Raw genomic sequence first — 14,839 nt, 5'->3', positions numbered from 1 at the left:
AAGGACAAAAGGGTGCACGAAGCTGGTTGAAATGTCTTTTAGAGGGGCGCAAAAGGACAAAAGGGGACACGTGGCCGGTCGAAATGTCTTTTACAATGGCGCAAAAGGACAAAAGGGGACACGTTGCCGGTTGAAATGTCTTTTACAAGGGTTCAAAAGGACAAAAGGGTGCACGATGCCGGTCGAAATGTCTTTTATAGGGGCACAAAAGGACAAAAGGGTGCACGAAGCTGGTTGAAATGTCTTTTAGAGGGGCGCAAAAGGACAAAAGGGGACACGTGGCCGGTCGAAATGTCTTTTACAATGGCGCAAAAGGACAAAAGGGGACACGTTGCCGGTTGAAATGTCTTTTACAAGGGTTCAAAAGGACAAAAGGGTGCACGATGCCGGTCGAAATGTCTTTTTTATAGGGGCACAAAAGGACAAAAGGGTGCACGATGCCGGTCGAAATGTCTTTTACAATGGCGCAAAAGGACAAAAGGGTGCATGTGGCCGGTTGAAATGTCTTTTACAGAGGTTCAAAAGGACAAAAGGGTGCACGTTGCCGGTTGAAATGTCTTTTACAAAGGCTCAAAAGGACAAAAGAGGGCACGTTGCCGGTTGAAATGTCTTTTAGAGGGGCGCAAAAGGACAAAAGGGTGCATGTGGCCGGTTGAAATGTCTTTTACAGAGGTTCAAAAGGACAAAAGGGTGCACGATGCCGGTCGAAATGTCTTTTATAGAGGTTTAAAAGGACAAAAGGGTGCACGATGCTGGTTGAAATGTCTTTTACAAAGGCGCAAAAAGACAAAAGCATGCCCGTCCCATGTTGAAATGTCTTTTACTGAGGTTCAAAAAGACAATGGATTCGCCTCCTTTTGTCTTTCATCCTGTTTATGAAAGACATTTCATTCCGCGGATCGTCTCCATTTGTCCTTCATCGTGTTTATGAAGGACATTTCAGCTTGGGGTGCGTCTCCTTTTGTCCTTCATCCCTGTTATGAAAGACATTTCATCCCGCGGATCGTCCCCTTTTGTCCTTCATCGTGTTTATGAAGGACATTTCAGCTTGGGGTGCGTCTCCTTTTGTCCTTCATCCCTGTTATGAAAGACATTTCATCCCGCGGATCGTCCCCTTTTGTCCTTCATCCTGTTTATGAAGGACATTTCAGCTTGCAGTTCGCCCCTTTTTGTCCTTCATCCCGTTTATGAAGGACATTTCATCCCGCGGTTCGTTCCCTTTTGTCCTTCATCCCAGTTATGAAGGACATTTCATCCCGCGGATCGCCTCCTTTTGTCTTTCATCCCGTTTATGAAGGACATTTCAGCTTGCAGTTCGCCCCTTTTTGTCCTTCATCCCGTTTATGAAGGACATTTCATCCCGCGGTTCGTTCCCTTTTGTCTTTCATCCCGTTTATGAAGGACATTTCAGCTTGGGGTGCGTCTCCTTTTGTCCTTCATCCTGTTTATGAAAGACATTTCAGCTTGGGGTGCGTTCCCTTTTGTTCTTCATCCTAGTTATGAAAGACATTTCATCCCGCGGTCCGCCCCTTTTTGTCTTTCATCCTGGTGATGAAAGACATTTTGAAACGAAGCCTATCCTTTAATGTCCTTCACCTTTTCACTTTTTGCCTGTTCCCGGAAGGCTTTCCAAATTTTTTGATGGGGGACAGGAAATGCGAACGTTTCAATCTCATCAGGAGGCACGCATTTTAATTCATTCGTTTCCTGTACCTGATTTAAAATTTTCCCGTGGTATACCCGGATATCCCAAATTAAATGGGTGAAAACATGGCGTATTTCCGTAAAATGTTCGGTTTCAAGCGCTGCTTCAATTTTAAAAACATCTCCAAGATAGTCCTTCAGCACCTGTCTTGCCGGCAAAACGGTGCTTTCTTCCACTTGTACAAATTCCCACATATTTGCAAGCAGCCCTTTATCCGGACGCTTATGGATCAAAATGCGCCCGTCTTCATCTTCCAAAACGGCTGCCTGAAGCCGGATCTGTTTCTGCTTTTTCCCTTTTGATTTCACAGGCAGCTCATCAATGGTTCCCTCTCTAAACGCCCGGCAATGCTCCCGGACCGGGCAAAGCAGGCATGACGGCGATTTTGGTGTGCAAACGAGCGCCCCGAGTTCCATTAAAGCCTGATTAAAAAAAGACGGATTCTCCCGGGAAATCAGCTTGCGGACGACTTCTTCAAAAACCTTTCTTGCAGAAGGCTTTGCAATGTCTTCCCATATGGATAAAATTCTTGCCAGCACCCGCATCACATTGCCGTCCACAGCCGGTTCCGGCAGGCCGTATGCAATGCTTAAAATCGCACCGGCCGTATATGGCCCTACGCCTTTTAGCTTCGATACCTCCTCCGGCGTGTCCGGAACCGTGCCGCCGTAATGTTCCTCCACTTCTTTTACAGCAGCGTGCAAATTCCGGACGCGCGAATAGTAGCCGAGTCCTTCCCACGCTTTTAGCACTTCATCTTCACTGGCATCCGCCAGCGCTTCAATTGTCGGGAATTTTTCCATAAAACGCCGGAAATAGGGGATGACGGTGTCCACCCTTGTCTGTTGCAGCATGATTTCCGATACCCAAATTTTATACGGGTCACGGTCCTCCCGCCACGGAAGTTTCCGCTGTTCCCTTTCAAACCAGGAAATCAGATCATCTTGAAAAGATTTTATATCAAAGTCGTCGATTGGCAAATTTTTCAATGTTTAACTCCCCCAAATGATTGCTATACATTTTATAAACGGGAAAAATACAATCAGGAAATCCTGAATTGACCGCTTCTGTCTATTGCAATTCTTTTTAATTTACCATATGATGAAGGCATATGAAAGAAATAAGCGCTTTAATAAGGAGCCAGAACCATTTTTAGGAGGAATAAGATTGGATACAGGAACCCATGTTGTTATGGGATTTGCACTTGGAGGTTTGGCAACGTTGGACCCTGTGGTCGCACAAGATGCGGTTCATTTTCACAGCGTTCTCATTGCCACGGTTTTAGGTTCACAGGCACCAGACATCGATACTTTGCTTAAATTTAAAAATAATGCGGTTTATATTCGCAACCACCGCGGCATTACACATTCTGTTCCCGCCGTCTTGCTGTGGCCGCTTGCCATTACAGCTGTGCTCAGCATCTTTTTCCCTGGAACGGATGCGCTTCATTTATGGCTTTGGTCTTTTTTGGCTGTTTTTTTGCATGTGTTCGTCGATATCTTTAATGCGTACGGGACACAGGCATTGCGGCCGTTCTCATATAAATGGGTCGCGCTCGGCGTGATCAATACATTTGACCCGTTCATTTTCACCATCCATGTGATCGGCATTGCCGCCTGGCTGTTCGGGGCACAACCGGGGCCAACTTTCCTGGCCATGTACATCTTCATATTTTTATATTATATCGCCAGATTCGCGGCACGTCACGATGTAAAAAAAGCCGTCCTGGCCAGGATTCCGGATGCGGAAAATATCATTATTTCCCCGACTGTCCGTTTTCACCAATGGAAGATTGCCGTAAGAACGAAAGATGCCTACTATGTTGCATCCGCATTTAAGTCGGCGGTCACCATTCTGGACAAATTCAAACGGCTTCCGGTACCGGAAAATGAAATTATTGAAGCGGCAAAGCAGGATAAAAATTTGTCAGCTTTCTTAAGTTTTTCCCCTGTCTATAACTGGCAGGTCAAAGAACTTGATAACGGCTGGGAGGTCCGTTTTACCGACCTCCGCTACCGGAAAAACGGGCATTATCCGTTTGTTGCTGTTGTGAAATTGAATGAAGATCTGGAAATAACCGGTTCTTACACCGGATGGATTTTTAATAAGAAAAAGCTAAAGAAAAAACTTGATGTTGTACCAAGATAAGGATCGGATTTTACATCTGAAAACGCGCAAAATAACCGGTGCGGGGGCCATTCCCCACCGGTTATTTTGTTAAGGAGGGCGTTAACATGCGGAATAAAGAAAAAGGTTTCCCGTACCATCATGACAATGTATATGAAGGCAAACCGCGGGCAAAAGCTGAATATGCTTCGAAACGCGCGGACGGCACAACCAACACGCACCCGCAAGAACGCATGCACGCATCCGGCCGCCGCGGCGAGTCATAACAGAAAGGGCTGCTGGATTACACCGGCAGCTCTTATATTTTCATCGGCAGGAATAAAAATGGTTTCTTTTAAGAGCAAGGCAGGTAATGGTACGAATAGAGATCGTTCTCTCAGAGGAAGAAAATTTATTCATTTTTTTGGCCGGTTACAGGCGGTCATCATCATTTTACCTCCGCTGTATGCTACAACATAGATGATCATCACAATAATCTCAATTTTTGCATTATCAATAAATAATGATGGAAAGCTTGCTGGAAAATATGAAGAATTGTTGCTATAATGATTATTGGAAAAAATAGCGCGTTTTTTGTGATTGGAGGAGGGGTAACTTTGGAATATGCTTTAGAAATTGAAGGGTTGTGCAAGTCATTCTCCAAGTCCCGCTTCGCTTTAAAGAACATATCTTTCTCCGTACCCTATGGATCCATTACAGGATTTATTGGTGAAAATGGCGCGGGGAAAACATCCACAATGGGGGCAATCCTGCAAACGTTACATATCGATAGCGGAAGCATAAAAATTTTTGGAGAGAGAATAGCTGAAGCCAAAAAAGAAATCAACAATCACATTGGCGTAGTGTATGATGCCATGAATTTTTCCGGTAATTTGGATGCGATAAAGTTATCGAAAGTATTTCGCTATCTTTATCATAATTGGGATAACCAAGAATATTTTAATTATATTGAACTTTTTTCGCTGCCTAAAAAGCAAAAAATAAATAGTTTTTCTCGGGGAATGGCCATGAAGCTCTCGATCGCTGTTGCTCTTTCACATGGTGCGAGATTATTAATATTAGACGAAGCGACATCAGGGCTAGATCCTGTGGGAAGGGAAGACGTATTAGAAGCACTGCTAAAATTTGTAAGAGATCAGAAAGGTGCTATTTTGTTATCATCCCATATCACCAGTGATATTGAAAAGGTTGCGGATACCCTGGTTTTCATAAAAAAAGGTGAAATTGTGTTAAAAACAAGTAAGAATGACCTTTTAAATAACTATGCGATCATACAATGTAAAGAGCATGAGTTAAATGACTTGCGTTTAAATGGCATTATTGCATATAAAAACCAAACAGATTATGTGGATGTGCTTGTTTCAAATAAAAATGAGCTGCCTGCAAAATTTCATAAAAAGAATTTTTCCATTGATGATATTACCTTATTATTAATGAAAGGAGAAAATTATGAAAGGACTCATTTTAAATAATTTATATTCTATAGATAAAAGTGTTAAATTTTCATTGCTTATATCTACAGCAGCTATCATTCCGCTTATTATAAGTGGAAATCCCACGGCGTTGAAGATCGCTGTATTATTACCATTTTTAATTATACCCATGAATGCATTTGAAGTATTAAAACAGGATAGTATGTCGGGTTGGAATAAATTTGAAATCACGCTTCCGTTGAAAAAAAGCAAAATTATTCAAAGTAAGTTTATCACATTCTTGCTTTTATTGTTCACGAGTTTGTTATTAACTTTCGCTTTGTTTTATTGTGCAAGTATTTTTGTCTCACCAACCGTTATGGATGATTTTTTTTAACATTGGATTACGGGGTATGGGAATGATGGTTTGTGCTGCCTCTTTAGTATATCCACTGACATATATATTTGGAATAGAAAAATCAGATATGATTACAATGGGGAGTATAGGTTTCGCCTTTGTAATGTTCTTTTTCATATCCTTTTTGATGAAAGTGTTTATAGGGGAAATGAAGGGAGCTGAAGAGATTTTTTCTTTAAGTTTCTTATTGGTATCCATTTTTTTATTCATTCTCTCATACGCTACCTCGGTGATCATCTACCGAAAAAAAGAATTTTGATAGTTTAAAGGGGAAAGAAGGAGGGGAAAGCAGAATGGCGAAAGCAGTTAAAAATGGGCATGCTAACGCAGCCAAAAAACGGTACGGTTGGTATATTCATCTTTTGATATTTGTCCTTGCACAGCTTGTTTTCTTTATCTTTGACAATGTTTCCGCGTCAAAAAATATTTTCAACTTGAATGATTATGGAAAATGGTCTGTATCCGCAATAAGCCCGATTTATGACTGGCTTCAAATTTATAAAAGTCCGCAATTTAACTTAATATTTGTTATATGGGGTGCTATTTTAATCATAGATGGTCTTATTAGAATGTTGCCCAAGCGCCACAGCTACTCCCAATGAGTGTTGTATTGAATCGGATTTATGAAGTGCCACCTTCACCATGATAAAAAAGGACAAACTGCAAGCCATAAAGGCATCGTGTAACGCAAAAAAAGCCCAAAGCTTTTTCAAAAAGCTTTGGGCCGTTTTTTATGCAGACGGCTGGCAGGTCGCTTTGTCTTTTTGAGAGAGATACAGGTCTATTTCTTTTGCTGCTTTTTTGCCTTCCTGCATGGCCCAGACAATCAGGCTTGCGCCGCGTTTCGCATCGCCGGCGGCAAAAATGCCTTCCCGATTTGTCTGGAAACTTCCAGGTAAGGTTTGAATCAGCCCGTTTTGAAGTTCGATGCCAGCTGACTTGGAATCATCGACACCCTGGAATCCGATGGCGATGAGCACAAGATCTGCTTCCCATACTTGCTGTTCCGCTCCTCGAGGATCCGAAAACGGCACGGTGACAAGCCCTGTTACTTCGCCGTTCTCATTGCCGTGAAATGCTGTGGTTTGGATATAATATTGCCGCGGATCTTCCCCGAACACTTTAAATGATTCTTCATATGCATAATCCAGTGTGAACAGGGAAGGGTTCACCGGCCATGGTTCGTGTTCCGGGCGTTCTTTCGGCAGTTCTCCGTGCTTTCCGAACTGTACGACGCTCTTGCACCCTTGCCGGATTGCGGTTGCCACACAGTCCGCACCGGTATCGCCGCCGCCAATGACAATCACTTTTTTTCCTTTTGCCGATATTTGCGGTTCGCCGTTTTCCCCATGGTCAAGCAGGTGTTTCGTATTGGCTTTCAAATATTCCATCGCCGGGTAGATGCCTTTTAAATCACGCCCCGGGATGTCCATGTCACGCTGTTTTTCCGCGCCGATGCAAAGCAGGACGGCGTCAAAAGCAGACTCCAGTTCTTTAAGCGTGATGTCTTTGCCAATTTCTGTATTGGCTTTAAACGTGATCCCTTCCGCCTGCAACAGGTCCACTCTGCGCTCTACATACTGCTTTTCAATTTTCATATTCGGAATCCCGTACATGAGCAGCCCGCCAAAACGGTCTTCTTTTTCAAAGAGGGTAACATCATAGCCTGCCTGGTTTAAATCGTCAGCTGCCGTCAATCCGGCCGGCCCGCTTCCGACAACGGCTGCTTTTAAGCCGTTCCGTTTCAGCGGGATTCTCGGCTTGATCCAGCCTTCTTCCCAGGCACGGTCAATGATGGCTCTTTCAATGCTTTTAATGGTGACAGGTTCACTGACCAGCCCGGCTGTGCACGAGCCTTCGCATGGTGCCGGGCAGGCGCGCGATGTGAATTCCGGGAAATTATTGGTTAAAAGCAAACGCTGGTAGGCCTCTTCCCATTTTCCCTGGGCGGCAAGGGTGTTCCATTCCGGAATTAAATTATACAAAGGGCAGCCGCTCGTTTGCCTGCCGATCAGTTCCCCCATCTGGCAGAACGGGGTGCCGCATTCCATGCAGCGGGATGCCTGCGTTCTCAATTTTTCTTCCGGGAAAGGTTGCACATATTCTTTCCAAGTAGCCACCCGCTTTGCGGCATCCAGTTCTTTCGGTTTTTCGCGTTTCTGTTCAATAAAATCTGTCGTTCCGCGCATGTCTCACACTCCTCACAAATCACCCGGCCGCTGCCGGAGGGATATAGATGTCGTACAATTTCAGCTTTTTTCTGTTTTGGATAAAACCTGCTATTACGAAAATGGCCCGGGCAGTACAATCCGGCTTTCTTCCGGAAAATTTGCGTGCGATGCCTTTTTCTTAAAAAGCAGCCATCTTTGTGCTTCTTATCCGGCCGCTGCCGGGACATGATAGGTCTCCGTTTTTTTCGTTTCAATCCACACACAATCCTGTAAATCCATCCGGACGCTTCCTGATGGATTTACCCGTCTACTTTACTTCTGTCGGGAAAGCTTTTTCTTTTTCAATTTCCGGCAGATGCTTTCCGGATTTTTTATATTCAAAAGCGGCAAGCCTCGCTTCATCAAGCGGCATTTGCTGATCCAGAAAGTACTGGATGAGTTCCATCATCGCTTTGTATTCGCGTGGAACAATCTTGACAAACTGATGCAGGGCCAGCTCCCAATTCTTCAAAATCCGTTTGGCAACAGGGCTGCCGGTGTATTGATAATGTTTCTGGATCATATGGTAAAGTTCGCGCATATCTTCATCAGAATCCACACCTTCAATGCTGACAAGTTCCTGGTTGATCCGGGATAAAACTTCATCTTCGCCCATTGCGCCGGTATAAATGTAGGCAATCCCGCCGGACATCCCGGCCGCAAAGTTTTTGCCGATCGGGCCGAGCACGGCAACGCGTCCGCCGGTCATATATTCGCAGCCGTGGTCTCCGATGCCTTCGACAACGGCATGTACGCCGCTGTTACGGACACAGAAACGCTGGCCGGCCGTTCCGCGGATATATGCTTCGCCCGATGTTGCCCCGAAAAAGGCGATGTTGCCGATGATGGCCTGTTCTTCGTCCCGGCTCCATCCGGCACCCGGCTTCACAACGATTTTTCCGCCCGATAATCCTTTCCCGACGTAGTCATTGGCATCTCCTTCAAGGTTCAGTGTCAGGCCTTTCGGGATAAAGGCGCCGAGGCTTTGCCCTGCTGAACCATGCAGATGAATGTGGATAAAATCTTCCGGCAGCCCTTCGTCACCGTAAGTTTTTGTAATGATATGGCCCAAAGTGGTGCCGATTGCCCGGTCGGTGTTGCGCACAGGCAAGGTGACGGCTGTTTGCTGCCTGTTCCGGACGGATACGGATAAATGGTTCAATTCCCGGCTGTCAAAGCGTTCTTCCAGTTTATGGCTTTGCGCCGTTTTGCCTTGCACAGCAAATGGTGTATCACCCGCTTTAAACAGTAATTTATCAAAATGAAGCTGTTTCGCTTTCCAATGGTTTTTAACCTCATCTTTCACTTTCAGCAAGCCGGTTTCGCCGACAAGTTCATCAAGGCTGCGGTAGCCGCATTCAGCCAATATTTCGCGGACCTCTTCTGCGATGAACCGCATATAGTTAACAACATATTCCGGTTTGCCCATGAATTTGGCGCGCAGCTTCGGATTTTGGGTGGCCACGCCGACCGGGCAAGTATCAAGATGACAGGCACGCATCATGATACAGCCAAGCACAACAAGTGGCGCAGTGGAAAATCCGAATTCTTCGGCGCCGAGACAGGCGGCGATGACGACATCCCGGCCGGTCATCAGTTTCCCGTCTGTTTCAAGGACAACACGGTTACGCAAGCCGTTCAACGTCAGCGTCTGATGGGTTTCCGCAAGGCCGAGTTCCCACGGCATGCCGGCATGTTTGATGCTCGTTTGCGGGCTCGCCCCGGTACCGCCGTCATGGCCGCTGATTAATATCGTGTCGGCCAGGCCTTTTGCGACACCGGCCGCGATTGTCCCAACGCCTGACTTTGCCACCAGTTTCACCGAAATACGGGCGCGCGGATTGGCGCTTTTTAAATCGTAAATCAGCTGCGCCAAGTCTTCAATCGAGTAAATATCATGGTGCGGAGGAGGCGAGATCAAACCCACGCCCGGAGTGGAGCCACGAACTTCGGCAATCCACGGATAAACTTTCGAGCCTGGAAGCTGGCCGCCTTCGCCCGGTTTCGCACCTTGGGCCATTTTAATCTGGATTTCATCCGCATCTGTTAAATACAGGCTGGTGACACCGAAACGGCCGGATGCCACCTGTTTAATGGCGCTCCGTCTTGAATCTCCGTTTGCATCAGGCGTGTAACGTTCTTTTTCTTCGCCGCCCTCGCCGCTGTTGCTTTTTCCGCCGATGCGGTTCATCGCAATCGCGAGTGCTTCGTGCGCTTCTTTGCTTAATGCCCCGTACGACATCGCGCCGGTTTTAAACCTTTTCCAAATCGATTCGACCGGTTCCACTTCATCAAGCGGGACAGGTTTCCGGTTGCTCTCAATTGCCAGCAAGCTCCGGATCGTGGCGTACGGCCCGTGGTGGTACGTTTCCGAAAATTTGCGGTACAGTTCCTTGTTGTTCGTTCTGGCTGCCTGCTGCAAAGTGTACATCATTTGCGGGTTGAACAAATGGTACTCGCCGTCTTTCCGCCATTGCAGCTCGCTTCCCGGATCAAGCGCTTTGTTGTGCTGGAAAAGCAACTCCTGTGCTTTTTCATAACGTTTCAATGATTCTTGGCCGATTTCTGCGAGCCCGATCCCGCCAAGCTGCGAGACGGTACCGGTAAAATAGCGGTCGCAGACGCTTTCTGCAATGCCGAGCGCTTCAAAAGTTTGCGCCCCGCGATAGCTTTGCATCGTCGTAATCCCGACTTTCGACATGATTTTGACGACGCTTTTCTTTAGTGTGCTTAAATAGTTTTCACTTGCTTTTTTATACGGCAAATCAATATGCCCTTCGTCGATTAAATTTTGAATCGTTTCAAGCGCGAGATACGGGTGTACCGCATCGGCACCGTAACCTAAAAGAGCGGCCATATGATGAGAATCCCGCGGTTCCCCTGAATCCAGCACGATGCTTGCTTTCGGCCTTGTGCCCAGGCGGATCATATGCTGGTGCAGGGCGGATACGGCAAGCAGGGAAGGAATCGGCACGGCACGATGCCCTTGCGCACGGTCGGAAAGGATTAAAATTTCCGCACCTTCCCCGATTTTTTCGTCCGCTTCCTTGAGCAATTGTTCCAGCGCCTCTTCAAGGGTGATATCCGGCGAATAGTACGCGGGAAGAAAAGCGGTTTTCATTCCCTGGTTTAAAATGGCGTTAAATTTGTCCGTGCTTAAAAACGGGTGTTCTAGCCGGATTTTTTTATGGGCGGTATCGTCATGACCGTCAAGCGATACTTGCGGGCCGAGCCAGGTAACCGTAGATATAACGTATGATTCGCGAATGGAATCAATCGGGGGGTTCGTGACCTGCGAGAAGCTTTGTTTGAAATAATGGAACAAAAGCTGCGGGCGCTCCGATAAAACTGCAATCGGTGTATCGACGCCCATTGCCCCGATCGGTTCATTCTTTTCCTGCGCCATTGGCACGATGGACTTTGTGCATTCTTCATAAGTGTAGCCGAATAATGTCTGCCGATAAGCCAATTCATTTTCTTCAAGACTGGATGCAGCCGGGATAAAATGGCTTTCTTCCAGGTCTATCACTGAATCTTCGAGATGCTCGGCGTACGGTTTTTCAAGGCTGACCTGTGCTTTTAGTTCATCACTTGGGATAAGGGCACCTTTTTCAAGATCCACGAACAAAAGCTGACCCGGTTTTAAATGGCGCCGTTCTTTGACGTTTTCCGGTTCCACATCGACGACGCCGACTTCGGATGCAAAAATGATTTTATCATCATGGGTAATGTAGTAACGGGCCGGGCGCAAGCCGTTTCTGTCAAGCACCGCCCCGATCTGCTTTCCGTTCGTAAACTCGAGCGCCATCGGTCCGTCCCACGGTTCCATAATCTGGCTATGGTATTCATAAAATGATTTTAAGTAAGGCGGCAGGTCTTCGTTGTCTTCCCATGGCTCCGGCACCATCATCATGATCGCGTGCGGAAGGGAGATGCCGTTTGTCGTTAAAAATTCAAGGACATTGTCAAAAATCGCCGAATCCGAACCGTTTGCGTTGATCACAGGCTGGATTTTTTTCAATGTGTCAAGGCCCAGTTCGTTTGCAAACAATTCGATTTTTGCATTGAACCAGTTGACGTTCCCTTTGATGGTGTTGATCTCCCCGTTATGGGCGATCATCCGGTTCGGGTGGGCCCGCTCCCAGCTCGGGAACGTATTGGTGCTGAACCGCGAGTGGATCAGCGCCAGGGCCGATTGAAACCGTTCGTCTTGCAGATCAATGTAGAACAGAGGGAGCTGTTCTGCCGAAAGCATGCCTTTATATACAATTGTCCGGTTCGAAAAACTGGCGGCATAAAAAGAGGAACCGAATTTGTTCTCAACCAGTTTCCGCAATATATAGATCTTTCTTTGAAAAACTGCTTCTTCCGTGTTATCGTTTGAAGAAGAAACGAAAATCTGAACGATGTGCGGCCGCGATTCTTCCGCCTGGCGCCCAAGAACTTCCGGGTTTACCGGAACTTCACGGACACCGGGTACTGAAAGGCCGAGTGATGCAGCCTGGATGCGGAATTCATTCAGGATTTCCTCCGCAGCATCCGGATCATGCGGCAGAAAAAGCATTCCCACTGCATACTCCCCTTTTTTTGGAAGGGTGAAGGAGCATACGGCCTCAAAAAACGCGTGCGGGATTTGCATCGAAATACCGGCGCCGTCGCTCGTTGTCCCGTCGGCATTTTTACCGGCGCGGTGGTCCAGCCTTCTCAGCATTTCCAAAGCAGTGGTGATGATCTTATGAGACGCGCGGCCCTTGATGTCCGCGTAAAAGCCGATGCCGCATGCATCATGTTCAAATTCAGGTCGGTAAAGTCCATAATGTTGATTATTCATTGCTTCACATTCCTTCCATCATCAGGTCGAGTCCGAAAAGTAAGATTATTTTAAATTTTACCCTCTTGTGATTCTTTCTTACAATATATAGTTAAGATGAAATTAATCTCAAATTGAGAATGGTGTGATTCGGATGGAGTTAAGACAGCTGATTTATTTTATTGAAGTCGCAAAAAGGGAGCATGTGACGCATGCTGCAGATGAGCTGCATGTCGCCCAATCCGCCATCAGCCGGCAAATTTCTCTTTTGGAAGCTGAGCTTGGCGTTTCCCTTTTTTGGCGTGAAGGAAGAAATGTCAGGCTGACGCCGATCGGAAAAGTTTTTTTGGAACACGCTGAAAAAGTTGTGCTCGAAATTGATAAAGCGAAGCAAAGAATGCATGAATTTCTCGATCCGGATAACGGCACGGTCCGCCTCGGTTTTTCAACCGGGTTATCGGTCCAGACGTTTTCTTCCCTGTTGGCACAGTTTCGCGAAAAACATCCCGGCCTCGAGTACCAGTTTGTGCAAGGGACGCCCAGCTATTTGATCCGGTTGATTGAAAATGGCGAACTTGAACTGGCGCTTGCTTCTCCTGTGCCGGATGACCATCCTGCCGTAAGCGGGGAAATTTTATATATGGAAAAACTCATGTTGCTTTTCCGCCGCGATCACCCGCTTTCCGGGCAGAAAATGATCCGGCTCGCTCAGCTGAAAAACGAACGCTTCATTACATTCCGGGAAGGTTTTTCGATTCGTGAAATTCTTTTCGCCGCCTGCCGGAAGTCTGGTTTTGAACCTGCGATTGCATTTGAAGGCGAGGACATGGAAACGATTAAAGGCCTTGTTGCAAGCGGAACGGGTGTTGCAATTCTGCCTGAGCCTGCGCTATTATTTAATCTGTCTGAAGAAATCGTAAAAGCGGAAATCAGCGATATGGAACTGATGCGCCCGGTCGGTGTGATGATCCCGAAAAAAAGGGAAATGGCGGCTTCAGAAAAAGCCCTTTATACATTTTTAACATCATTTTATGACAGGCTGAACCGGTTCCAAAGATAAGCTTGCGGAGCGTCGCGCAATCTGAACCGGTTCCGGAACAAGGGACAGCCGCCGTAAACCGGGCTTTTAGGCAGGCGTGCGCATGACCGCGGTATTTGAATCAGTTCTGAGATGCGGATACAGGAACAAGGAACAGTCGCCGTTTCTGTAAACTGAGGCGTAAAAAATATCGCATTCCGGCCGTTTTAGGCTCGGGTGTTAAAGGGCAGGAATGTTACGACGGCTTTTTGAAAAAGGGAGAGCATTGCAAAAAATCATAAGAAAACAGAGAAGGTGGAATCATTGGCAAATAAGGTGGCACTTGTAACCGGGTCAAGCAAGGGGCTGGGCCGGGCGATTGCGCTTGATCTTGCAAAGGACGGCTATGATCTGGTCATCAATTATGCGCGCAGCCGGTCCAAAGCCGAAGAAGTGGCCGCGGAAATTGAAAAAATGGGGCAAAAAGCGCTTCTGATTAAAGCAAATGTCGGGGACGTGAAAAAAATAAAAGAAATGTTCGCACAAATCCGGGATACATACGGCAGGCTGGATGTGCTTGTCAATAATGCCGCTTCAGGTGTCGAACGCCCAGCAATGGAGCTGGAAGATCGCCATTGGGACTGGACGATGAATATTAACAGCAGGGCACTCCTGTTTTGTGCACAGGAAGCCGCTAAACTCATGGAAGAAAACGGCGGGGGGAAAATTGTGAGCCTCAGTTCGCTCGGTTCGATCCGCTATATCGAAAATTATACGGCGGTCGGTGTGTCGAAAGCAGCGCTTGAAGCTTTAACCCGCTATTTGGCAGTTGAGCTGGCGCCGAGTATTTGCGTGAATGCAGTTTCGGGCGGGGTCCTCAATACGGATGCGCTCAAGTCTTTCCCGAACCGCGAAGTACTGCTGGAAGACGCGCGGAAACATACGCCGGCAGGAAGAATGGTCGAGGTCGAGGATATGGTGAACGCCGTACGCTTTTTAATTTCGGATGAGGCATTTATGATCCGCGGCCAAACGATAATCGTGGACGGCGGCCGCTCGCTTCTTTTAAGTTGAGTACGCCAATCTCGAGTTCCTTTATTTTCCAGTTTTTATGAGAAGGATAAATCGTTGCACCTCTG

11 protein-coding genes are annotated in these 14,839 nt (G+C 46.8%); 8 read left to right on the top strand and 3 right to left on the bottom strand.

The window, feature by feature from the left end; translation table 11 throughout:
* Positions 1-1,575: 1,575 nt before the first annotated feature.
* Positions 1,576-2,694, bottom strand: coding sequence for an A/G-specific adenine glycosylase (gene mutY / locus NST70_RS12880; RefSeq protein WP_026684724.1), 1,119 nt, complete (start codon positions 2,692-2,694; stop codon positions 1,576-1,578).
* 178 nt (positions 2,695-2,872) lie between these two features.
* Here mutY and NST70_RS12875 point away from each other — a divergent pair, with 178 nt between their 5' ends.
* The 6 genes from NST70_RS12875 (at position 2,873) to NST70_RS12850 (ending at position 6,264) form a co-directional block, all read left to right on the top strand.
* On the top strand, positions 2,873-3,853 hold the full coding sequence (locus NST70_RS12875; protein WP_014097361.1) for a metal-dependent hydrolase: 981 nt from the start codon (positions 2,873-2,875) through the stop codon (positions 3,851-3,853).
* An 86-nt stretch (positions 3,854-3,939) separates the two neighbouring features.
* Positions 3,940-4,098 (top strand): small, acid-soluble spore protein K, encoded by a 159-nt coding sequence (locus NST70_RS12870; protein WP_014097362.1) that lies wholly within the window; start codon positions 3,940-3,942, stop codon positions 4,096-4,098.
* Between the two features lie 330 nt (positions 4,099-4,428).
* Positions 4,429-5,304 (top strand): ABC transporter ATP-binding protein, encoded by an 876-nt coding sequence (locus tag NST70_RS12865; RefSeq protein WP_035190007.1) that lies wholly within the window; start codon positions 4,429-4,431, stop codon positions 5,302-5,304.
* On the top strand, positions 5,282-5,641 hold the full coding sequence (locus tag NST70_RS12860; RefSeq protein WP_342475233.1) for an ABC-2 transporter permease: 360 nt from the start codon (positions 5,282-5,284) through the stop codon (positions 5,639-5,641). Before NST70_RS12865 ends, NST70_RS12860 begins: the two co-directional genes overlap by 23 nt.
* The gene (locus tag NST70_RS12855; RefSeq protein WP_337680480.1) at positions 5,628-5,921 is read left to right on the top strand and encodes a hypothetical protein; all 294 of its coding nucleotides are present in this window, start codon (positions 5,628-5,630) and stop codon (positions 5,919-5,921) included. The genes NST70_RS12860 and NST70_RS12855 overlap by 14 nt, the downstream gene beginning before the upstream one ends.
* 34 nt (positions 5,922-5,955) lie before the next feature.
* The gene (locus NST70_RS12850) at positions 5,956-6,264 is read left to right on the top strand and encodes a YfzA family protein (protein WP_035190004.1); all 309 of its coding nucleotides are present in this window, start codon (positions 5,956-5,958) and stop codon (positions 6,262-6,264) included.
* A gap of 129 nt (positions 6,265-6,393) precedes the next feature.
* Here the strand turns inward: NST70_RS12850 and NST70_RS12845 are convergent, their stop codons facing one another.
* Both NST70_RS12845 and gltB read right to left on the bottom strand, forming a co-directional pair.
* Positions 6,394-7,851 carry a glutamate synthase subunit beta gene (locus tag NST70_RS12845; RefSeq protein WP_342475231.1) on the bottom strand — a complete coding sequence of 486 codons (1,458 nt, stop codon included), beginning with the start codon at positions 7,849-7,851 and terminating at the stop codon, positions 6,394-6,396.
* A 289-nt stretch (positions 7,852-8,140) separates the two neighbouring features.
* Positions 8,141-12,703, bottom strand: coding sequence for a glutamate synthase large subunit (gene gltB, locus NST70_RS12840; RefSeq protein WP_342475229.1), 4,563 nt, complete (start codon positions 12,701-12,703; stop codon positions 8,141-8,143).
* A 124-nt stretch (positions 12,704-12,827) separates the two neighbouring features.
* On the opposite strand from gltB, the gene NST70_RS12835 reads away from it, so the two are divergent.
* A complete protein-coding gene (locus tag NST70_RS12835) occupies positions 12,828-13,742 on the top strand; it encodes a LysR family transcriptional regulator (protein WP_014097368.1) in 915 nt (304 codons plus the stop codon).
* A gap of 282 nt (positions 13,743-14,024) precedes the next feature.
* Positions 14,025-14,774: an enoyl-[acyl-carrier-protein] reductase FabL gene (gene fabL / locus NST70_RS12830; protein WP_014097369.1), complete on the top strand. Its 750-nt coding sequence runs from the start codon at positions 14,025-14,027 to the stop codon at positions 14,772-14,774.
* Positions 14,775-14,839: the final 65 nt, after the last annotated feature.

The organism is Weizmannia sp. FSL K6-0777, assembly GCF_038593185.1.
GTDB classification, from domain to species: Bacteria; Bacillota; Bacilli; order Bacillales; family Bacillaceae_C; genus Weizmannia; species Weizmannia faecalis.
This window is presented reverse-complemented; position numbering and strand designations above follow the sequence as displayed.